This is a genomic window from Kocuria sp. CH-021 (genome assembly GCF_049716185.1).
Classification (GTDB): domain Bacteria; phylum Actinomycetota; class Actinomycetes; order Actinomycetales; family Micrococcaceae; genus Kocuria; species Kocuria cellulosilytica.
In genome coordinates, this window is record NZ_JBNAFK010000006.1 from 173,019 (window position 1) to 193,369 (window position 20,351).

Below are 20,351 nucleotides of genomic sequence, written 5' to 3' on the forward strand. Positions count from 1 at the left end.
TTGTGGTCATAATGGTCGTGACGCCCACCACAGCCGAGGGGGGACGACCGGGAGATCGAGGAGCGGACATGTCCCTGGCCCGGCGCTTCCTCCTGATGCAGCTCGCCGTCGTCGCGCTCGTGACCCTCGCCGTCTCCCTGGTGCTGTTCGCCCACGAGCGCGGGGCCGTGGTGGAGCGCGCCGAGGCCGTGACCCGCGTCCTCGCCACGGCGCTCGCGGACGACCCGTACGTGCTCGAGGCGGTGGGCGGGCCGGACCCGCACGCCGTGCTGCAGCCGCTCACGGACCGGCTGCTCGCGGACACGGAGCTCGACTTCGTCACGATCATGGCCCCGGACGGCACGCGCTGGACGCACCCTCTGCCCTCCTCGGTCGGCGAGGCCTACCGCGGGGACCGCTCGCACGCACTCGCCGGGCAGACCTGGACCAGCACGGAGCGCGGCAACCTCGGCCCCTCCGTGCGCACGATCGCCCCGGTCCGGGACGGGGACGGCACGGTCGTGGCGCTCGTGGCCACGGGTGTCCTCCTCGAGGCCGTCTCGCAGCAGGCGCTCGCCCAGCTGCCGGCGGTGCTCCTCGTCGGGCTGCTGCTGCTGGCCGCGTCGGCGACGGTCGCGGCGCTCGGGGCGCGGTACCTGGGCCGGGTCACCCACGGCTGGGGGCCGGAGGAGCTCGCCCAGGTCCACTCGCTGCACGACGCCGTGCTCAACGAGGCCACCGAGGGCCTCCTGCTCGTGGACACGGCCGGGGCCGTGCCCGTGCTCAACGCCCGGGCCCGGGAGCTGCTGGGCATCCGGGCGCCCGCGCCGGGACCCGCTCGGCGCCGGCCCCTCCCGGTCGAGGGCCTGGGGCTGCCCTCCGCCCTGGAGGCCGTCCTGCTCGCCGGGGCGTCCGTGCAGGAGCAGTGGTTCGTGGTCGCCGAGCGCACCCTCATCGTCTCGACCCTGCCCGCCCGCGGGGCGCTCGCCGGGCGCGGCACGATCGTGATCCTGCGCGACCACACTGAGATCTCCCGGCTCTCGGGACAGCTGCGCGCCACCGCCGCGCTGGCCGGCGCGCTGCGGGCCCAGACCCACGAGCACGCCAACCGAATGCACACGGTCGTCTCCCTGCTGGAGCTCGGCCGCGACGAGGAGGCCCTCGGCTTCGCCTCGGCCGACATGGCGCGCACCCGGGTCCTGTCCGAGGACCTCCTCGCCCACCTCGACGACCCGTTCCTCGCGGCCCTGCTGGTCGGCAAGACCGCCGCCGCCCACGAGCGCGGCGTGGAGCTGGAGGTCGCCGTGGAGCCGGGTCTGCCCCGCATCCCCGTCTCCCCCGCCGACCTCGTGACCCTCGTGACCCTCGTCGGCAATCTCGTCGACAACGCCGTCGAGGCCGCGGCGGCCAACGCCGCCCGGGTGCCGCCCGTCGTCGAGGTCGAGATCGCCCGCGCGGACGACGACGCAGACCCGGCCCGGGACGCCGTCGCGATCACCGTCGCCGACACCGGGATGGGAGTCCCCGACGACCTCGCCCAGGAGGTGTTCGAGCTCGGCGTCAGCACCAAGCCGGCCGGCCCCGAGGGACGCGGCGTGGGCCTGCACCTGGTGCGGGAGGTCGCCGACCGGTGGGGCGCGCGGATCGAGCACCGCAACGACGGCGGGGCCGTGTTCACGGTGACCGTCCCGGTGACCCGCGACGCCGCGGCGGAGCGGGTCCCGTGAGCGCGCCGGTCCGCGTCCTGGTCGTCGACGACGAGCCGCTCACCGCCGCCGCCCACGCCCAGTACGTCGAGCGCTCGCCGGGCTTCGAGACGGCCGCCACCGCCGTGTCCGGGCGGACGGCCGTGCAGGCCGTGCAGGCCGCCCGGCGGGCGGGGCGGCCCGTGGACCTCGTGCTCCTGGACGTGAACCTCCCGGACATGTCCGGCCTCGACGTGGCCCGCACCCTGCGCGCCCGCGGCGAGACCGTGGACCTGCTGGTCATCACGGCCCACCGGGACGTGGCGACCGTCCGCGCGGCGCGCACGCTCGGCGTCGTCGGCTACCTCATCAAGCCCTTCACCTACGCCGTGTTCGAGGAGAAGTTCGCCGCCTACCGCCGCTACCGCTCCGCCCTGGGCGCGGCGGGGACCATGGGGCAGGCCGAGGTGGACCGCGCGTTCCCGGTCCTCGGCGCCTCGGCCCGGCCGGACGCGCCCAAGGGCCTGTCCGCCCAGACCCTGGAGTCGGTCACCGCGCTGGTGCGCGGCGGGGGCTGGCTCTCCGCGGGAGAGGTCGCGGAGCGCAGCACGCTGTCCCGGGTCACCGCCCGGCGCTACCTCGAGCACCTGGTCGCACGCGGTCTCGTGCAGCGCCGCCCGCGCTACGGCACACCGGGCAGGCCCGAGCTCGAGTACGGGTGGGCCGGGCAGGACGTCTCCCCCGGCCGCTGAGCACGGTCGTGCGGCGACCGTGCCGCGGCCGGGGCGTCACCCTCCCCGGGACGGGCGCAGCACCTTCTCGAGGACCTCCAGCACGGAGGGGTCCTCGATCGTCGAGGGCACGGCATAGTCCTCGCCGTCGGCCATCTGGCGCATGGTCTTGCGCAGGATCTTCCCCGACCGGGTCTTGGGGAGCCCCTCCACGACCGAGACGTCCTTGAAGTCGGCCACCGCCCCGATCTGCCGGCGCACCAGCGCCACGAGCTCCTCCCGGAGCTGCTCCACCGGCAGGTCGGCGCCGGTCTTGAGCACCACGTAGCCCGCGGGCCGCTGGCCCTTGAGCGGGTCCCCCACACCGATCACGGCGCACTCGGCCACCGCCGGGTGCGAGGCCAGGACCTGCTCCATCGCCCCGGTGGAGAGGCGGTGCCCGGAGACGTTGATGACGTCGTCGGTGCGCCCCATGACGTAGACGTAGCCGTCCTCGTCCACGTGCCCGGAGTCGCCCGTGGCGTAGTAGCCGGGGAACGCGCTGAGGTAGGAGTTCACGAACCGCTGGTCGTCCCCCCACAGCGTGGTCAGCGTGCCCGGCGGCAGCGGCAGGCGCAGGGCGATGTTGCCCTCCTCGCCGACCCCGACCGGCCGGCCCAGGGGGTCCAGGATCTCCACCCGGTAGCCCGGCACCGGCACGGACGGCGAGCCGGCCTTGAGGGGCAGCCTCTCGATCCCGAAGGGATTGGCGCAGATGGCCCACCCCGTCTCCGTCTGCCACCAGTGGTCGACGACCGGGACGCCCAGCACCCGGGAGGCCCAGTGGTACGTCTCGGGGTCCAGCCGCTCCCCCGCCACGAACAGGGTCTGCAGGGCGCCGATGTCGTGCCGGCGCACCAGCTCGCCCTCGGGGTCCGCCCGGCGGATGGCGCGCAGGGCCGTGGGCGCGGTGAACAGCACCTTGACGCCGTGGTCCTCGACGCGCTGCCAGAACGCGCCGGCGTCCGGGGTGCCCACGGGCTTGCCCTCGTACAGCACGGTGGTGGCCCCGGCCAGGAGCGGGCCGTAGACGATGTAGGAGTGGCCCACGACCCAGCCGACGTCGGACGCGGTCCACATCACCTCGCCGGGGCCGACGTCGTAGATGTTGCGCATGGACCACGTCAGCGCCACGGCGTGCCCGCCGTTGTCGCGGACCACGCCCTTGGGCGTCCCGGTGGTCCCGGAGGTGTACAGCACGTAGAGCGGATCGGTGGCCGCGACCGGGACGGGCGCCGCGGGCTCGACGCCCTCGACGGCGCTCGCCCAGTCGAGCCACTCGACGGCGGGCCGCCCGTCGGCCCCGGCCCGGGCCCGGGCGTCCTCGACCGTGGTCTCGAACCCGGGGCGCTCGTGCACCAGCACCGTCCCGGGCGCGTGCTCGGCCATCCGCAGGGCCTCCTCGATCGCCGGGATGTACTCGATCCGCCGCTTCGGCTCCACCCCGCCGGTCGTGGTCACCACCACCGCCGGCCGGGAGTCGTCGATCCGGGAGGCGAGCTCCTTCGGGGCGAACCCGCCGAAGACCACGGAGTGCACCGCGCCCAGCCGGGCACAGGCGAGCATCGCCACCGCGGCCTGCGGGATCATAGGGAGGTAGACGAGCACGCGGTCGCCCTTGCCCACCCCCCGGGCCGCGAGCGCCCCGGCGAACAGGGCGACCTCGTCCCGCAGGCGGGCGTAGCTGTAGCGCTCCTGGACGCCGAGCACCGCGGAGTCGTAGATCAGCGCGGTGCGCTCGCCGTGCCCGGCCTCCACGTGCCGGTCGAGAGCGTTGTAGGAGGTGTTGAGCTCGCCGTCGGGGAACCAGCGGTAGATCGGGGCGGTGGTGTCGTCGAGGGCCCGGGTGGGCTCGCGCACCCAGTCCACCGCGCGGGCGGCGTCGAGCCAGAAGCCCTCCGGGTCCTCCACGCTGCGCTGGTAGACCTCCGCATAGCCCTCGCCGTGCGGCGGTGTTCGGTAGTCGGTGCTCATGGGTCCTCCCGAGGTTGCGGTCCTGCGGGACACCCTAGTGGTGCAGGTCACAGGGAACAAGACCCTTGTATACATTGACGGGAAATCTTCCCGAGGACGGCCCGCAACGCTCGCCATCCTTCCCGAACTGTGTATACAATGGGCGGGCATTGTGATGCCTGTCACCCAGGCCCGCGCCGCACTCCCCGGCGCGGTCCCCGAGAGCGAGGAGGGAGCCGTGCGAGCGAGCGACCGCGCCTACGAAGCGCTGCGCGAGGACATCGTCGAGTGGCGGCTGCTCCCGGGCCAGGTGCTCGGCGAGGTCGAGCAGTCCGAGCGCTTCGGCATCTCCCGCACGCCGATCCGCGAGGCCCTGAGCCGGCTCACCGCCGACGGTCTCGCGGAGACGCACCGGGGCCGCGGCGTGGTGGTCTCCCAGGTCTCCCTCGAGGACGTCCGCGCCCTGTTCGAGCTGCGGGAGGCCCTCGACTGCCGGGCCGCCCGGCTCGCCGCCCGGCGCCGCGACCCGGTCGCGTTCCAGCGCCTGGCCGCGGAGCTCGAGGCGGTCGTGGCCCAGCTGCACGGGCCGGGAACGGACCGGGCCGGGTACTACGACCTCGTGGAGCGCATGGACCGGGCCATCGACGAGGCCACGGCCAATCCGTACCTGACCGCGGCCCAGCGCTCCCTGCGCCTGCACCTGGCCCGGGTGCGCAAGCTGTCCCGCACCAACCCCGACCGCCTCGCCCGGGCGGCCGCCGAGCACGCCCAGATCGCCCGCGCGGTCGCAGAGGGCTCCGAGGAGCTCGCCGAGGCCGCCACGCGCGTGCACCTGGCCAACTCCCTGCAGGCCGTCCTGACCACCCCTGTCCGCGAGTGGGTCCAGCCCGCTCCCCCGCTCGAGGCCGCCGGCTGAGCGCGGGCACCCCCGATCCGATCCCTGGTCGGCCCCGATGAGAGGAAAACCCATGACCGTTCTGCACCCCGTGCGCGTCCACCCGTCCAAGGACAACCTGCCCCGGCAGGAGCAGCTGGCCTGGAAGATGGCCGAGGTCGCGGCGGACCCGGTCGAGGTCACCCCGGAGGTGACCGAGATGGTGATCAACCGGGTCCTGGACAACGCCTCGGTGGCGATCGCATCGCTCAACCGGGACCCGATCGTCTCGGCCCGGGACCAGGCGCTGTCCCACGCCCCGGGCCCGCACGGGACCGGCTCCGCCCTCTACGGGGTGGCCGCCGACCAGCACAAGGTCTCCCCCGAGTGGGCCGCCTGGGCCAACGGCGTGGCCGTGCGCGAGCTCGACTACCACGACACGTTCCTGGCCGCCGAGTACTCCCACCCCGGCGACAACATCCCCCCGATCCTGGCCGTGGCCCAGCACGTGGGCTCCACCGGCCGCGACCTGGTGCGCGGCATCGCCACCGGCTACGAGCTGCAGGTGGACCTCGTGAAGGCCATCTGCCTGCACCAGCACAAGATCGACCACGTCGCCCACCTCGGCCCGTCCGCGGCCGCCGGGATCGGCACCCTGCTGGGCCTGGACGTCCAGACGATCTTCCACGCGATCGGCCAGGGCCTGCACACCACCACCGCGACCCGCCAGTCCCGCAAGGGCGAGATCTCCACCTGGAAGGCCCACGCCCCGGCCTTCGCCGGGAAGATGGCCGTGGAGGCCGTGGACCGCGCGATGCGCGGGCAGACCTCCCCCACCCCGATCTACGAGGGCGAGGACGGCGTGATCGCCTGGCTGCTGGACGGCCCCGGCGCCGCCTACGAGGTGCCGCTGCCCGCCCCGGGCGAGGCCAAGGCCGCGATCCTGGACACCTACACCAAGGAGCACTCCGCCGAGTACCAGGCGCAGGCCTGGATCGACCTGGCGCGCAAGCTGCACCGGGAGCGGCCCGAGCTGGCCGACCCGGAGCGGATCGAGCGCATCGTGCTGCACACCTCCCACCACACCCACTACGTGATCGGCTCCGGGGCCAACGACCCGCAGAAGTACGACCCGACCGCGACCCGGGAGACCCTCGACCACTCCATCCCCTACATCTTCACCGTGGCCCTGCAGGACGGGGCCTGGGACCATGTGGGCTCCTACGCCCCCGAGCGCGCCGGGCGGCCGGACACCGTGGCCCTGTGGCACAAGGTCACCACGGCCGAGGACGCCGAGTGGACCCGCCGCTACCACTCCCTGGACCCGGCCGAGAAGGCCTTCGGGGGCCGGGCCGAGATCACCCTCACCGACGGGTCCACCGTGGTCGAGGAGATCGCCGTGGCCGACGCCCACCCGCTCGGGGCCCGCCCGTTCGCCCGCGAGCAGTACGTCGCCAAGCTGCGGGCACTGGCCGCCGGCGTCGTCGCCGACGAGGAGCTGGACCGGTTCATCGACGCGGCCGAGAACCTCCCGGACCTGGGCGCCGGACAGCTGGACGCCCTCAACGTCACCGCCGCCGTCGAGCTGCGCACCGGAACGAAGGGAATCTTCTAGACCATGCTGTTCTCCACCACCACCCCCGAGGCCAAGCGGACCGCCCTGCGCGAGATGCTCGCCGGGCCGTCGATCGTGCAGTTCCCCGGCGCCTACACCCCGCTGTCCACGAAGCTCATCCAGGAGCAGGGCTTCGACGGCGTCTACATCTCCGGGGCCGTGCTCGCCAACGAGCTCGGCTTCCCCGACATCGGGCTCACGGCCCTGCCCGAGGTCGCCGCCCGGGCCGGGCAGATCGCCCGGACCACGGACCTGCCCTGCCTGGTCGACGCCGACACCGGCTTCGGGGAGCCCATGAACGTGGCCCGCACCGTCCAGGAGCTCGAGAACGCGGGCCTGGCCGGATGCCACATCGAGGACCAGTTCAACCCGAAGCGGTGCGGGCACCTCGACGGCAAGAACGTCGTGGACCTCGACACGGCCGTGAAGCGGATCCGAGCCGCCGCCGAGGCCCGCCGGGACGAGAACTTCCTGATCATGGCCCGCACCGACATCCGCGGGGTGGAGGGCCTGAGCGCCGCCACCGACCGGGCCAGGGCCCTGGTGGACGCCGGCGCGGACGCGATCTTCCCCGAGGCGATGGCGGACCTGTCCGAGTTCGAGGCGATGCGGGCGGCCGTGGACGTGCCGATCCTGGCCAACATGACCGAGTTCGGGAAGTCGCAGCTGTTCACCGCCGACCAGCTCCAGGACGCCGGGGTGAACATGATCATCTACCCGGTCACCCTGATGCGCGCCGCCCTGGGCGCGATGGAGCGCGTGCTGCAGAGCATCCGCGCCGACGGCACCCAGGAGGCCGCCGTGCCGGACATGCTCACTCGCGCTCGGCTCTACGAGCTGGTGGACTACAACGGGTACAACCAGTTCGACTCCGGGGTCTTCGACTTCGAGGTCCCCGGACTGCACCACTGACCGCACCGACCACGTGAAGGAGACCACCATGACCGAGACCCAGAACGAGGTCCGCAAGGGACTGGCCGGCGTCGTCGCCGACTACACGGCCGTGTCCAAGGTGAATCCGGACACCAACTCCCTGCTCTACCGCGGCTATCCCGTGCAGGAGCTGGCCGCCTCCTGCTCCTTCGAGCAGGTCGCCCTGCTGCTGTGGAACGGCGAGCTGCCCACCGACGCCGAGCTGGCGGAGTTCACGGCGCGGGAGCGGGAGCACCGGGCCCTGACGCCCGAGCTGAAGGCGATCATCGACGCCCTGCCCACCACCTGTCACCCCATGGACGTGTGCCGCACCGCGGCCTCCGTCCTGGGCGCGCAGGACCCGCAGGCCGAGGACTCCTCCCCGGAGGCGAACCTGGCCAAGGCGCAGAAGCTGTTCGCGGCCATGCCGGCGGTGGTGTGCTACGACCAGCGCCGCCGCCGCGGCCAGGACGTGGTGGAGCCGCGGGCGGACCTGGACTACTCCGCGAACTTCCTGTGGATGGCCTTCGGCGAGGAGGCCGATCCGAAGGTGGTCGAGGCGTTCAACACCTCGATGATCCTCTACGCCGAGCACTCCTTCAACGCCTCCACCTTCACGGCGCGGGTGGTGACCTCGACCCTGTCGGACCTGCACTCGGCGGTCACCGCCGCGATCGGCGCGCTCAAGGGCCCGCTGCACGGCGGGGCCAACGAGGCCGTCATGGAGACGTTCGTGGAGCTCGGCATCCGCAAGGAGGAGTCGGCCGCCGACGCCGAGGCCCGTGCCAAGGCCTGGATGGACGAGGCCCTCGCGGCGAAGAAGAAGGTCATGGGCTTCGGCCACCGCGTGTACAAGCACGGGGACTCGCGGGTGCCGACCATGAAGGCGGCCCTGGACACGATGATCGAGCACTACGGCCGGGACGAGCTGCTGGGCCTGTACAACGGGCTCGAGAAGTCCATGGACCAGGCCAAGGGCATCAAGCCCAACCTCGACTACCCGGCCGGTCCCACCTACTGGCTCATGGGCTTCGACATCCCCACGTTCACGCCGCTGTTCGTGGCCGCCCGGATCACGGGCTGGACCGCCCACATCATGGAGCAGGTCGCCGCCAACTCCCTGATCCGCCCGCTGTCCGAGTACAACGGCCCCGACGAGCGCCACCTGTAGCATGACGGCGAGAGGGGGGCGGGTCCGCGGACCCGCCCCCCTTTCCTGCGTGCCCCCGTCCGCAACGGTGCGCGGCGGCCGGGACCGGACCGGCTCAGTAGGTGGGCGCCGCCGGCAGCCCCATATAGTGCTCGAGCGTGGGGATGTCCTGGTCCACCATGCCGGTGGCCACGTGCACCCCGACGTAGCGCAGGTGCCACGGCTCGTAGGCGTAGCCGGTGGTCGCCGTCCGGCCGCGGGGGTAGCGCACGATGAAGCCGTGCTCGTGCGCGTGCTCCCGAGCCCACGCCCCGGCGGGGGTGCCCTCGAAGCAGCTCTGCAGGGCGCACTGCCCGCTCGGGTCCCCGATGTCCATGACCAGCCCGGTCTGGTGCTCGCTGTGCCCGGGACGGGCCGAGATGAGATCCGCCTGCGCCTGCCCGTAGAGCGCCACGTAGTGGCGGTAGAGACCGTCCTGCGTGGCGTAGGAGCGGTAGCCGCTGACCGCCGTCATGGGGGCGCCGTCCCCGGCGGCCTCCCGCTGCATCCGCCGGAACGCCGCGGCGGCGTCCGACCGCAGGAGCTGCCCGCCCACGGACTCGAGGGGGCGCGGCACGTGATCGGCGGGGTCCAGGGGGCGGCGCTTGTTGACGACGACGTACACCGACGCGGCGCGGTCGATCTCCCGGGCCACCCGGGTCCCGGCGCCGCGCGCCCAGGTGATGGACCCGCGCTGGAAGGACTGCCGGCAGCCGCTGCCGGTGCAGGACTCCGCCGAGACAGGGTAGCCCAGGGCACCGTGCTCCGCGCCGTGGCGCAGCCACGCCGCCCGGATGCCGCCCACGGTGGGGTGGGCCCCGCTCGGCCGCGACCACAGCACGACCCCGCCCTCGAAGGCCTGGTAGCAGCCGGCGTCGCGCAGCCCGCAGACCTCACGGCCCACCGGATAGCCCAGCCGGCCGCGCTCGTAGTCCTGCGCGGCCCACGCGGCACGGATCGCGCCCCACGTGGGCCGCGCGCCGGTCCGCGGCGACCAGTGGATGGTCCCGCGCTCGAACTTCCGGTAGCAGCCGTCCCGGACGAGCCCGCAGCGCTCGGGGCCCAGAGCGCTGCCGAGCCGGCCCTCCGCTCCCCCGAGCCGCTGGTGCTCGGCCTGGATCGCGGTGGCCCCGAACGCCGGGGTGCCGAGTCCGGGGAGCACGAGTCCGAGTGCGCAGAGCAGCACGAGCAGCATCCGGCGCGTCCGTCCGGCGCTCCCCGTGGTCCGCAGCGTGTCCTGCTCCGGGTCCTGCTGTGTCTCCTGCCGCGTGTTCTGCCGCGTGTCGTTGCGCATGACGTCCCCGTCCGTCCGCCCGAGCGGGGCGCCCGGGCGTGCGTCCAGGCTAGGCCTCCGGCGGTCTTCACGACAGCACCGACCGGTGTGTGACCGATCGGCGACGAGCCGCCGGGAGGGGCGGCGGCCCCCGGGCACGGGGACGGGGCGCGGCCCCCGGGGGTGGGAACGGAGGACAGCTGCCGGGTGAGGAAACGGACGACGGCTACCCGGCGCGGGGATGGGCCGCGGCCACCGGGTGAGGGAACCGGACGACGGCTACCGGGCGCGGGGATGGGCGGCGGCGTAGACCTCCCGCAGGGAGTCGACGGTCACCAGGGTGTAGACCTGCGTGGTGCTGACCGACGCGTGGCCGAGCAGCTCCTGGACGACGCGCAGGTCGGCTCCGCCCTCCAGGAGGTGGGTCGCGAAGGAGTGCCGCAGCGTGTGGGGGGTGATCCGGTCGCCCAGCCCCACCCGCTCCGCCGCGCTCTTCACCGTGGACCACGCCGTCTGGCGGCTGATCCGCCCGCCCCGGGCGTTGAGGAACAGCGCGGGAGTGCCGCGGCCCTTGGCGGCGAGCGCCGGCCGGCCCCGCACGAGCCAGTCGTCCACGGCGCGCACGGCCCAGGAGCCGAGGGGGACCATCCGCTCCTTGCCGCCCTTGCCGAACAGCCGCACGAAGGGCATGCCCGCGCCGGTCTCCTCCGGATCCCCGCCCCGGCGCACGGCCCGGGAGAGGTCGTCGACGTCGAGGCCGGTCGCCTCGGAGATGCGGGCCCCGGTCGAGTAGAGGAGCTCGAGCAGCGCCCGGTCGCGCAGCTGCTGGGGAGTCTCGGTGCCGGTCGACTCGAGCAGCGCGGTGACCTGCTCCACCGGGACGGCCTTGGGCAGGCGCATTCCGGGCGTGGGCGGCGGGACGGGCGCGGCGGGATCGGTGCGCGTGAGGCCCTCGAGGGCCCAGAAGCGGTGGGCGCCCCGGACCGCGACGAGGCAGCGCGCGGCGCTGCGGGTGCTCAGGGGAGCCCGGTCCTGCGACCCGGCCGAGAGGTCCCGGAGGAAGTCGCGCACGTGCCCCGTGCCGATGCCCTCCGGGGTGGTCACGGGCGGGTCCGTGCGCTCCCGCAGGTGCTCGGCGTAGCGGGCCAGGTCCCGCCGGTAGGCGGCCAGCGTGTTGGCGGCGAGGCCCCGTTCGACGGCCAGGTGCTGCAGATAGCGCTCCAGTGCCCGCTCGAGGGCGTCCCCGGGCGTCACCCCGGACCCCTCGGCCGCGGCACCGCCGACCGGGACACCGCCGGCAGGGGCGGAACCGGCCGGGGCGCCACCGGCAGGGCTTCCGGTCACCGGAGGTCGGGGTGACCGGGCCACGGGGAGTCGGCCGGGCGCAGCGACCGGTAGTCCTCCGACCGGGCCGCGTGGGCGGCGAGGATCCCGATCACCGCCGCGGGCGAGTTCAGGCGGCCCTCCAGCACGGCCCGCACCGCGCCGTCGAGCGGCACCCACGCCCCGTGGATCTCCGCCTCCTCGCCGTCGCGCTCGTGGAGCTCGTGGTCGGGGACGTCGCTCAGGCCCCGCGCCAGGAACACCCGGTTGGCCTCCGAGGAGGAGCCGGGACTGTTGTGGAAGTCCACGAGGACGTCCCAGCGCTCGGCGCGCAGATCGGCCTCCTCGGCGAGCTCCCGCTGCGCCGCCGTCGCGGGGTCCTCGCCCTCCACGTCCAGCAGGCCCGCGGGGATCTCCCACATGGTCATCCCGACCGGCCGTCGGTACTGGTTGATGAGGAACACCTCGTCCTGGTCGTTGAGCACGAGCACGGACACGGCGCCGGGGTGGGTGATGTAGTCGCGCCGGAGGGGGTCCTCCCCCCGGGCGAGCTCGAACTCGTCACGCCGGACGTCCCAGATGAATCCCTCGTAGACCGTCTCGGAGGCCACGGTGCGGCGGTCGCTGAACCGGTCGGAGAGCTCCTCGGCGGTGAGGTGGCGGATGTCCATGGGGGTCCTTTCCGGGAGGTCCGCCCGTCGCTCGGCGGCGGGCGGGGCTGGCGGCGGGGACGGTGCAGGCGCCGGTCCCCGGGAGGACGCGGCGCCTGCACCGTGCTGCCCGTGCGGTGACGGGCGCGGGTTCAGCGGCCCTCGGCCTCGCGGCGCTCGAGGGCGGCCTTCACGAGCCCGTCGAACAGCGGGTGCGGGCGGGTCGGGCGGGACATGAGCTCGGGGTGCGCCTGCGTGCCCACGTAGTACGGGTGCACGTCCGCGGGCAGCTCCACGAACTCCACGAGGGTGCCGCCCGGGGAGGTCCCGGAGATCACGAGGCCCGCCTCCTCAAGCCGCTCGCGGTACTCGTTGTTCACCTCGTAGCGGTGACGGTGGCGCTCCTTGACCTCGGTGGAGCCGTAGGCGCCGGCCACCACGGACCCGGGCCGCAGCTGCGCGTCGTAGAGGCCCAGCCGCATGGTGCCGCCGAGGTCGCCGGCGCCCTGGACGAACTGCTTCTGCTCGTCCATGGTCGCCACGACGGGGTACTCGGTCTCGGGCTCGAACTCCGTCGAGGAGGCGCCGCCCAGTCCCAGCTCCGTGCGGGCGTACTCGATGACCATGCACTGCAGTCCCAGGCACAGGCCGAGGGTCGGGATGCGGTGCTCCCGGGCGAAGCGCAGGGTGCCGAGCTTGCCCTCGATGCCGCGGATGCCGAAGCCGCCGGGGACGCAGATCGCGTCGACGTCACCGAGCTCGCGCTGGGCGCCCTCCGGCGTCTCGCACAGGTCCGAGGCCACCCACTTGATCTTCACGCGGGCGTCGTTGGCGAAGCCGCCGGCGCGCAGGGCCTCGGAGACCGACAGGTAGGCGTCCGGCAGGTCGATGTACTTGCCGACCATGGCCACCGTGACGAAGTGCGCGGGCTCGTGCACGGCCTTCAGCAGGCGCTCCCACTGCGCCAGGTCGGCGTCGCGGTAGTCCAGGCCCAGGTAGTCCAGGATGTAGGTGTCCAGCCCCTGGGAGTGCAGGGTCCGGGGGATGTCGTAGATGCTCGGCGCGTCCGGGCAGGAGATCACGGCGTCGTGGTCGACGTCGCAGGCGTTGCCGATCTTGCGCAGCATCGTGTCGGGGACCTGCCGGTCGGAGCGCAGCACGAGGGCGTCCGGCTGGATGCCGAGCCCGCGCAGGGCGGCCACGGAGTGCTGGGTCGGCTTGGTCTTCAGCTCGCCCGAGGGGCCGATGTAGGGGATCAGCGACACGTGCAGGTAGAAGACGTTGCGGCGGCCGACGTCCTGGCGGACCTGCCGAGCCGCCTCGAGGAACGGCTGGGACTCGATGTCGCCGACCGTGCCGCCGATCTCGGTGATGATGATGTCCGGCTGGTCGTCACCCTCCGCGCGGCGGCGCATGCGGTTCTTCAGCTCGTCGGTGATGTGGGGAATGACCTGGACGGTGTCCCCGAGGTACTCCCCCCGGCGTTCCTTGGCGATGACCGTGGAGTACACCTGGCCGGTGGTCACGTTCGCCGAGGCGTCGAGGTTCTCGTCGAGGAAGCGCTCGTAGTGGCCGATGTCGAGGTCGGTCTCCGCCCCGTCGTCGGTCACGAAGACCTCGCCGTGCTGGAAGGGGTTCATGGTGCCCGGATCGACGTTGAGGTACGGATCCAGCTTCTGCATCGTCACGGAGAGCCCGCGTGCCCGCAGCAGCATCCCGAGGGACGAGGCGGTCAGGCCCTTGCCGAGGGAGGAGGCCACGCCGCCCGTCACGAAGATCTGGCGGGTCACCTTGCCCGGTCGCTGGTTTTCGGTCTGCTGTGCGCCGGCCTCGCGGGCGGCTTCGTTTGCATTCACCACGGAATTCGACCCTATCATTCTTGTCCTCCCGGGACGTCGGTTGCGTGCTGGGGATCACCGTGCGGAGGCGTCTCGGAGCACCGCCCCGCGGACCAGTTCCCGGGCGTGCTCGCGCGCGGCCGCGGAGTCCTCGTGACCCGCGAGCATGCGGGCGAGCTCCACCACGCGCTCCTCCTCGTCCAGCACGCGCACGTCGCTGACCGTGGCGTCCGGGCTCTTGGTCACGAGGATGTGCTGATCGGCGAAGGCCGCGACCTGCGGCAGGTGCGTGACCACGAGGACCTGGACGTGCTGGGCGAGCATCTTCAGCCGGCGGCCGATCTCCACGGCGGCCTTGCCGCCCACGCCCGAGTCCACCTCGTCGAACACGAACGTCGGCACGGGGTCCACAGCGGCGAGGACCACCTCGATGGCGAGCATGAGCCGGGACAGCTCACCGCCGGACGCCCCCTTGCCGAGGGGCCGCGGCGCGGCGGCGGCGTGCGGCTTGAGCAGGAAGGCGATCTCGTCCCGCCCGTGGCCGGAGAACTCCTCCGTGGGCTCGACCTCGATGACGAGGGAGGCGTTGGGCATGGCCAGCGCCGTGAGCTCGGAGCTGACGGAGGCGGAGAGCCGGTCCGCCGCGTCCCGGCGCCGTTCGGTCATCCGCGCCGCCAGCTCGCTCAGCTCCGCGTGCAGCTGCTCGAGCCGGGCGCGGAGCTCCTGCTCCCGCGCCGGGTCGTCGGTGAGCTCGTCGAGACGCGCCCGCGAGCGCTCCGCCCATTCGAGGACCTCGTCCACGGTGGCACCGTACTTGCGGGTCAGCGCCTTGAGCTTGGCCCGCCGGGCCTCCACCTCCGCCAGGCGTGCGGGGCCCTCGTCGTCGAGCCCGGAGGCGTAGCCGGAGAGGTCCGCGGCGATGTCGTTGACGAGCACGGCCAGCTCGGCGACCCGCCCGGAGAGCTCCTCGAGCTCCCGGTCGGCGCCGGCCTCCTGCTCGAGGGCCCGGTGGGCCGCCGCCACGAGGGCGGTCGCGTCCGGGGTGTCGCCGTCGGCGAACTCCCCGCCGCTGAGGGCGGCGTGGGCCGTGAGCGCGGCGGCGCGCAGCTGCTCGAGGTTGGTCAGCTTCTGGCTCTCCTGGTCCAGGCGCTCGTCCTCCCCCGGCTGGGGGTCCACGGCGTCGATCTCCTCGAGGGCGCCCTGCAGGCTCTGCGCCTCGAGGGCGCGCTCACGGCCGTGCTCGGTGACCTCGCGCAGGGTCTGCTGCACGGAGCGGTACTCGGTGAGCCGTTCCCGGTAGCGGCGCAGCTCCGCGGTCAGCTCCTCCCCCGCGTACTGGTCCAGGGCGTGGCGCTGGGCGGCCGGGGACTTCAGCCGCAGCTGGTCGGACTGCCCGTGCACGGCCACCAGGGTCTGGCCCACCGCGGAGAGTGTGCCCACGGGTGCGGAGCGGCCACCGACGTGGGCGCGGCTGCGCCCCTCCGCCGTCACGGTCCGTGCGACGGTGACGAGGGCCTCCTCGGCGTCGCCGACGGCCTCGACGTCGACGGCCCCGCCGGCGTCCTCGACGAGGGCCGCGGCGGGGTGGCCGGCCGGGACCCGCACGACGGCCTCGGCCACGGCCCTGGGCGCCCCGGAGCGCACGGCGCCGGCGTCGGAGCGGTTGCCCAGCAGCATCCCGAGGGCGGTGACCACCATGGTCTTGCCCGCGCCGGTCTCACCGGAGAGGATGCTCAGCCCCGGGCCCAGGGGCAGCACGGCGTCGGTGATGACGCCGAGGTCGTGGATGTGGATCTCCTCGATCATTCAGTCGCCCTCCCCGGTCTCGGTCCGGGAGCGGCGGGAGGACGGGGCGTCCGGTTCGTGGGGCATCTCGTGCCCCACCGTGGACTTCTGCGGCTCCTGCGCCCGCCCGCCGGTGGGCTGGTCGCCGCGGACCGTGGGCAGGGCCGTGGTCCGCGCCGCGGCCGCCTCGTGCGGGGGCACGGGGCCGCGCCAGCCGCTCGTGGGCAGCTCGAACTTCTTCACGAGCCGCTCCGAGAAGGGGGTGCGGTGCATCCGTGCCAGGTTGACCGCCTTCGGGGAGCGCACCACCTCGATCCGGGAACCGGGGGGCAGCTCGGTGGTCCGGCGGCCGTCGCACCACAGCACGCCGCGGGCGTCGGTGCGGGTGAGGACCTCGACGGCCATCATGGAGTTCGGGGAGATGACCAGCGGCCGGGAGAACAGGGCGTGGGCGCTCAGCGGCACCATGAGGAGGGCCTCGACCTCGGGCCACACCACGGGTCCTCCCGCGGAGAACGCGTAGGCGGTGGAGCCGGTCGGGGTGGCGAGGACCACGCCGTCGCACCCGAAGGTGCTCAGCGGCCGACGGTCCACCTCGATGACCACCTCGACCATCTTCTCGCGGTCGCCCTTCTCCACCGATGCCTCGTTCAGCGCCCAGGTGTGCAGGACCTTCTTCTCGTCCTGCCACACGGTCACGTCGATCGTCATGCGCTGCTCCACCGTGTACCGCCCGTCCACGATGGCCTCCACGGACTCGCGGAGGTCGGAGCGCTCGCTCTCGGCGAGGAAGCCCACGTGCCCCAGGTTCACGCCCAGCAGCGGGGTGTCCACGCTGCGCACCAGCTCGGCGGCGCGCAGGATCGACCCGTCCCCGCCGAGCACCATGACGAGCTCGATCTCCCGCAGGGAGACGTCCTCCTCGATGACCTCCACGGGCGCGAGGGGCACGGCGTCCTCCTGGAGCGCCTCGAGATCGTCCCGGGAGATCACCGGCACCAGGCCGGCCTCGTGGAGCTGCAGACAGGAGTCGCGGGCGGCGTCCTTGGCCTCTTCCCGGCCCATGTGGGCCATGACCAGGATCTTTCTGCTCACACCGGGTCCTCCCGTTCTCGACTGCTCGGTGCACGCGGGCGTCGTCGTGGCCGGGACCGGACGGTCCGTGGCGCGCGCCGTGCCCGCGGACCGGGCAACGCTCACCACACTACGCGAGGGCGGGGACACTCAGGACGGGCGGATCCCGGCGGCACCACAGGAAGAACTCGTGGTTGCCGTCCTGGCCCGGCAGCGGGCTGCGCTCACGACCCAGGACCGAGAGCCCGTGGGTCCGCGCCGCGGCGGCCACCGCCTCGACGGCCCGGGCCCGTTCGTCCTCGCTGGTGACCACTCCCGTGCGCGCGAGCCGGTCGGCACCGACCTCGAACTGCGGCTTGACCATCAGCACGAGATCCCCGCCGGGCACCGTGGCGGCCGCCAGCGGCGCCAGGACCAGGGTCAGCGAGATGAAGGACAGGTCGCAGACCGTGAGCTCCGCCGCGCCGCCGATGTCCTCCGGCCGCATCCAGCGCACGTTCATGCCCTCGAGCACGCGCACCCGGGGATCGGCGCGCAGCGCGGGATCGAGCTGGTCGTGGCCGACGTCCACGGCGACCACCTCCCGGGCGCCCCGGCGCAGCAGCACGTCAGTGAAGCCGCCCGTCGAGGCGCCGGCGTCGAGGCACCGCTTGCCCGCCACGCCGACGTCCGGGAACGCGGCGAGCGCCCCGGCCAGCTTGTGCCCGGCCCGGCTGACGTAGTCCGGGGCCTCTGCGGGACGGACCTCCAGCAGGTCCTCGGGGCCCACCCGGACGGAGGGCTTGGTCGCCGGCCGGCCGTTCACGAGCACCCGGCCCTCGCCGATCCACCGGGCGGCGACCGTGCGCGAGCGGGCCAGCGCGCGAGTGGTCAGCTCCTGGTCCAGCCGGGAGCTCACCGCGGCCCCGCCTCCTCCTGCCCGGTCCGCGGACGCGGCACGAGGCCCGCGGGAACGGTGCCGGGCTCCGCCTCGAGCTCGGCGACGAGTGCCGCGTGCAGCTCCTCGTAGCGTCCGGGGTGCTCCGTCACCGGCAGCGTCTCCAGCTGCACGGCACGCTCGAGCACGGCGTCCACCCCGGGGTGACCGGTCGGGCGCAGAGCTGCGCCGCCCTCGCCGGTCCCGTTCTCCCCGATCCCGTTCTCCCCGGCCCCGTGCGAGGGCACCGGCCGCCCGGTCATGCCGAGGGCTCCCACTCGGGCTCGGGGACCACCGGGACGTCGGAGTCGGGGTGTGCCGCCCACCAGGCGGCGCACGCGGCCCGCCAGGCGTCGAGGTCGTCCTGGGCGCCCCGGATCCGCAGCCGCGCGCCGTCGGTCACGGCCTCCGCCGCCCCGCAGCGAGCGGTGTGCTCCCGCCCCGAGGACGCGACCTCGACGTCGGGGTACGGCTCGAAGAGCTCGTCCAGGGTGCCGACGACGTGGTCCGGGCGCTCTGCGGTGCAGGCGGCGAGGATCGTGTGCACGGTGTCCACCCCGGTGAGGACCGCGATCGTCGAGAAGCCGGCGGCGTTGCCGCCCCGGATGTCGGTGTCCAGCCGGTCCCCCAGCACCACGGGCCGGGTGCTGCCCGCCCGCTCCGCGGCGGTGCGGAAGATGGGCGCCTCCGGCTTGCCGGCGACGACCGGCGGCCGCGCCGTGGTGGCCGCCACCGCGGCCACCAGGGTGCCGTTGCCGGGGGCCAGACCACGGGCCTGCGGAATGGTGCGGTCGGTGTTGGTCGCGACCCACAGCACGTCGGGGTCCGCCAGCGTGTACGCGGCCTCGGCCAGCTCGGCCCAGCCCAGGCCGGGGTCGAAGCCCTGGATCACGGCACGGGGTGCGTCGGACTGGGCACGGACCGGGACCAGCCCGGCGTCCGCCACCACGTCGGCCAGAGCCTGGGACCCCGTGATGAGCACGGCGGTGCCGGCCGGGACCCGCTGCGCCAGGAGCTCGGCGCCGGCCTGCGCCGCGCTCACGACGCCGTCCGACGTCGTGGGCACCCCGAGATCGGTCAGGTGCTCGGCGACCGTCGCCACGGAGCGCGAGGCGTTGTTGGTCACGAACACCACGGGCACGCCGTCCGCCGAGATCCTCCGCAGGATCTCCGGAGCTCCGGGAATGGCGTGGGGGCCGGCGTAGACGACGCCGTCCAGATCGCTCAGGACGGCGTCGAACCGGTCGAGCAGCCGCTCAGCCATGCTCCGGGCCGCCGTCCGCGCCGCCGTTGCCGTCCGCGGCGTCGAGGTCCGCGAGCTCCGCGTCGTCGTCCGGGTCGAGATCGGCCTCGGAGCCGCCCTCGAAGTCGTCGTCGGGGTCCAGATCCTCCTCACGGTCCGCCTCGTCCTCCTCGTCGTCCGGCTCCTGGTCGGAACCGTCGTCGAGCACGCCGTCGGACTCGTCGTCCCCGTCGTCGAGATCGTCGAGATCGTCGCCGACGTCGTTCCCGGCCTCAGCGCTGGGAACGCCCTCGGCCGCACGGGTCGGGGCCGGGTCCTGGGCCGGCTCCTCGACCGGCTCCTCGGCATCGGCCAGGACGACACCGGCGGCCGGCACCTGCTCGGTCTCGTCCTCGTCGTCGAAGTCGATGATCTCCGGCTCGGCGAACTGCCCGGTTCCGAGAGCGGCCTCGGCCACCACGGCCTGCCGGTCCCACGTCAGGGCCTCCCGGTCCCTCCCGACTCCCCGCAGGGCCTCGGCGTAGGCACGGAACAGCCGGGGGCTGTAGGCGAAGCCGCGGTTCTTGTCGAGCTGCGGAATGGTCAGTGCGTCCACCGCCCCCTGGGCGTCCCCCTGGTCCCGCCGCATGCCGGCCAGGACGATCGCCAGTTCCACCTTCTCGCCGGGCTCGAGGGACTGCACGGCCTCCGACGTCGCCAGCTCGACGGCCTTGTCCAGGCGCCCGAGGGCCCGCTCGCAGTCCACCATCAGAGGAAGGTGGATCTCGGCGCCGGTCATCCGGCGGAACGTGCGCAGCTCCTTGAGCGCCAGCGCGAAGTCGCCGGCCTCGTAGGCCGCGATCCCCGTGGCCTCCCGCACCGCGGCGATGCGGCCTCCGCGCCGTCCGGCGGCCTGCGCGTGCTCGAGGGCGAGCTCGGGCGCGTCGAGCAGGTAGCGCCCGGCCATGACCAGGTGCTTGGCGACGGCCTCGGCGTTGCGCGGTTCGAGGGCCCCCAGCTGGGCTCGGGTGGGCTTGTCGAGCTCCCGGCCCGTGACGTCGTCGTCGACCTCGGGCGCACGGTGACGGTGGGTCGAGACGTCGTCCCGGTCATCACGCCGGTCACGATAGCTTTCGGTGCGGTCCGGGAAGCCGGCGCGGTGGTCACCGCGCGGGGCGTAGCCACCGCGGCGGTCGTCCTGCCGGTCATCACGACGACCCGGGCCACCGTAGCCTCCACGGCGGTCACCCTCACGGCGGTCACCCTCACGCCGCTCGCCACGTGGAGCGTAGC

The 20,351-nt window shown here is 73.9% G+C and carries 16 protein-coding genes and 1 pseudogene; 6 read left to right on the forward strand and 11 right to left on the reverse strand.

Annotation, left to right across the window (positions count from 1 at the left end):
* Positions 1 to 68 precede the first annotated feature (68 nt).
* Entirely contained in the window at positions 69 to 1,706 is a 1,638-nt protein-coding gene (locus tag ACPYN7_RS06650) for an ATP-binding protein (RefSeq protein WP_424347099.1), read from the forward strand.
* A complete protein-coding gene (locus ACPYN7_RS06655; protein ID WP_424347100.1) occupies positions 1,703 to 2,416 on the forward strand; it encodes a response regulator in 714 nt (237 codons plus the stop codon). Before ACPYN7_RS06650 ends, ACPYN7_RS06655 begins: the two co-directional genes overlap by 4 nt.
* A 36-nt stretch (positions 2,417 to 2,452) precedes the next feature.
* Here ACPYN7_RS06655 and ACPYN7_RS06660 read toward each other — a convergent pair whose 3' ends face one another.
* Positions 2,453 to 4,408, reverse strand: a complete 1,956-nt coding sequence (locus ACPYN7_RS06660) for a propionyl-CoA synthetase (RefSeq protein WP_424347101.1) — start codon at positions 4,406 to 4,408, stop codon at positions 2,453 to 2,455.
* 217 nt (positions 4,409 to 4,625) lie between these two features.
* Between ACPYN7_RS06660 and ACPYN7_RS06665 the strand changes: the two genes are divergently transcribed.
* Genes ACPYN7_RS06665 through ACPYN7_RS06680 form a run of 4 tightly spaced genes read left to right on the forward strand, consistent with a single transcriptional unit; the run spans position 4,626 to position 8,959 of the window.
* Positions 4,626 to 5,303: a GntR family transcriptional regulator gene (locus ACPYN7_RS06665; RefSeq protein ID WP_424347102.1), complete on the forward strand. Its 678-nt coding sequence runs from the start codon at positions 4,626 to 4,628 to the stop codon at positions 5,301 to 5,303.
* A gap of 52 nt (positions 5,304 to 5,355) precedes the next feature.
* The gene (locus tag ACPYN7_RS06670) at positions 5,356 to 6,876 is read left to right on the forward strand and encodes an MmgE/PrpD family protein (protein ID WP_424347103.1); all 1,521 of its coding nucleotides are present in this window, start codon (positions 5,356 to 5,358) and stop codon (positions 6,874 to 6,876) included.
* 3 nt (positions 6,877 to 6,879) lie between these two features.
* The gene (gene prpB, locus ACPYN7_RS06675; RefSeq protein ID WP_424347104.1) at positions 6,880 to 7,788 is read left to right on the forward strand and encodes a methylisocitrate lyase; all 909 of its coding nucleotides are present in this window, start codon (positions 6,880 to 6,882) and stop codon (positions 7,786 to 7,788) included.
* Between the two features lie 28 nt (positions 7,789 to 7,816).
* Positions 7,817 to 8,959, forward strand: coding sequence for a bifunctional 2-methylcitrate synthase/citrate synthase (locus ACPYN7_RS06680; RefSeq protein ID WP_368826352.1), 1,143 nt, complete (start codon positions 7,817 to 7,819; stop codon positions 8,957 to 8,959).
* 94 nt (positions 8,960 to 9,053) lie between these two features.
* Here the strand turns inward: ACPYN7_RS06680 and ACPYN7_RS06685 are convergent, their stop codons facing one another.
* The 10 genes and pseudogenes from ACPYN7_RS06685 to ACPYN7_RS06730 form a co-directional block, all read right to left on the reverse strand.
* Positions 9,054 to 10,271: a D-alanyl-D-alanine carboxypeptidase family protein gene (locus ACPYN7_RS06685; protein ID WP_424347105.1), complete on the reverse strand. Its 1,218-nt coding sequence runs from the start codon at positions 10,269 to 10,271 to the stop codon at positions 9,054 to 9,056.
* Positions 10,272 to 10,529: 258 nt separating this feature from the next.
* Positions 10,530 to 11,594, reverse strand: a complete 1,065-nt coding sequence (locus ACPYN7_RS06690) for a site-specific tyrosine recombinase XerD (RefSeq protein ID WP_424347106.1) — start codon at positions 11,592 to 11,594, stop codon at positions 10,530 to 10,532.
* Positions 11,591 to 12,244, reverse strand: coding sequence for an NUDIX domain-containing protein (locus ACPYN7_RS06695; protein ID WP_424347107.1), 654 nt, complete (start codon positions 12,242 to 12,244; stop codon positions 11,591 to 11,593). The genes ACPYN7_RS06690 and ACPYN7_RS06695 overlap by 4 nt, the downstream gene beginning before the upstream one ends.
* A gap of 131 nt (positions 12,245 to 12,375) precedes the next feature.
* Positions 12,376 to 14,100 carry a CTP synthase gene (locus tag ACPYN7_RS06700; RefSeq protein ID WP_424347108.1) on the reverse strand — a complete coding sequence of 575 codons (1,725 nt, stop codon included), beginning with the start codon at positions 14,098 to 14,100 and terminating at the stop codon, positions 12,376 to 12,378.
* Positions 14,101 to 14,136: 36 nt separating this feature from the next.
* Positions 14,137 to 15,867 carry a DNA repair protein RecN gene (gene recN / locus ACPYN7_RS06705; RefSeq protein WP_424347109.1) on the reverse strand — a complete coding sequence of 577 codons (1,731 nt, stop codon included), beginning with the start codon at positions 15,865 to 15,867 and terminating at the stop codon, positions 14,137 to 14,139.
* Positions 15,868 to 16,941: an NAD kinase gene (locus tag ACPYN7_RS06710; RefSeq protein ID WP_424347110.1), complete on the reverse strand. Its 1,074-nt coding sequence runs from the start codon at positions 16,939 to 16,941 to the stop codon at positions 15,868 to 15,870.
* Positions 16,942 to 17,050: 109 nt separating this feature from the next.
* The gene (locus ACPYN7_RS06715) at positions 17,051 to 17,818 is read right to left on the reverse strand and encodes a TlyA family RNA methyltransferase (RefSeq protein WP_424347111.1); all 768 of its coding nucleotides are present in this window, start codon (positions 17,816 to 17,818) and stop codon (positions 17,051 to 17,053) included.
* Entirely contained in the window at positions 17,815 to 18,099 is a 285-nt protein-coding gene (locus ACPYN7_RS06720; protein WP_424347112.1) for a hypothetical protein, read from the reverse strand. The genes ACPYN7_RS06715 and ACPYN7_RS06720 overlap by 4 nt, the downstream gene beginning before the upstream one ends.
* Positions 18,096 to 19,100, reverse strand: coding sequence for an HAD-IIA family hydrolase (locus tag ACPYN7_RS06725; RefSeq protein ID WP_424347113.1), 1,005 nt, complete (start codon positions 19,098 to 19,100; stop codon positions 18,096 to 18,098). The genes ACPYN7_RS06720 and ACPYN7_RS06725 overlap by 4 nt, the downstream gene beginning before the upstream one ends.
* Positions 19,093 to 20,351: pseudogene (locus ACPYN7_RS06730) on the reverse strand (hypothetical protein); the annotation flags it as partial. The gene ACPYN7_RS06725 and the pseudogene ACPYN7_RS06730, both read right to left, overlap by 8 nt.

What these genes read in the sequence shown, in the direction of transcription:
- ACPYN7_RS06720 (WP_424347112.1), bottom strand. Translation starts at nt 18,099, where the DNA reads ATGACCGGGCGGCCGGTGCCCTCGCACGGGGCCGGGGAGAACGGGATC.
- ACPYN7_RS06670 (WP_424347103.1), top strand. Translation starts at nt 5,356, where the DNA reads ATGACCGTTCTGCACCCCGTGCGCGTCCACCCGTCCAAGGACAACCTG.
- ACPYN7_RS06700 (WP_424347108.1), bottom strand. Translation starts at nt 14,100, where the DNA reads ATGATAGGGTCGAATTCCGTGGTGAATGCAAACGAAGCCGCCCGCGAG.
- ACPYN7_RS06695 (WP_424347107.1), bottom strand. Translation starts at nt 12,244, where the DNA reads ATGGACATCCGCCACCTCACCGCCGAGGAGCTCTCCGACCGGTTCAGC.
- ACPYN7_RS06725 (WP_424347113.1), bottom strand. Translation starts at nt 19,100, where the DNA reads ATGGCTGAGCGGCTGCTCGACCGGTTCGACGCCGTCCTGAGCGATCTG.
- prpB (WP_424347104.1), top strand. Translation starts at nt 6,880, where the DNA reads ATGCTGTTCTCCACCACCACCCCCGAGGCCAAGCGGACCGCCCTGCGC.
- ACPYN7_RS06650 (WP_424347099.1), top strand. Translation starts at nt 69, where the DNA reads ATGTCCCTGGCCCGGCGCTTCCTCCTGATGCAGCTCGCCGTCGTCGCG.
- ACPYN7_RS06680 (WP_368826352.1), top strand. Translation starts at nt 7,817, where the DNA reads ATGACCGAGACCCAGAACGAGGTCCGCAAGGGACTGGCCGGCGTCGTC.
- recN (WP_424347109.1), bottom strand. Translation starts at nt 15,867, where the DNA reads ATGATCGAGGAGATCCACATCCACGACCTCGGCGTCATCACCGACGCC.
- ACPYN7_RS06685 (WP_424347105.1), bottom strand. Translation starts at nt 10,271, where the DNA reads ATGCGCAACGACACGCGGCAGAACACGCGGCAGGAGACACAGCAGGAC.
- ACPYN7_RS06660 (WP_424347101.1), bottom strand. Translation starts at nt 4,408, where the DNA reads ATGAGCACCGACTACCGAACACCGCCGCACGGCGAGGGCTATGCGGAG.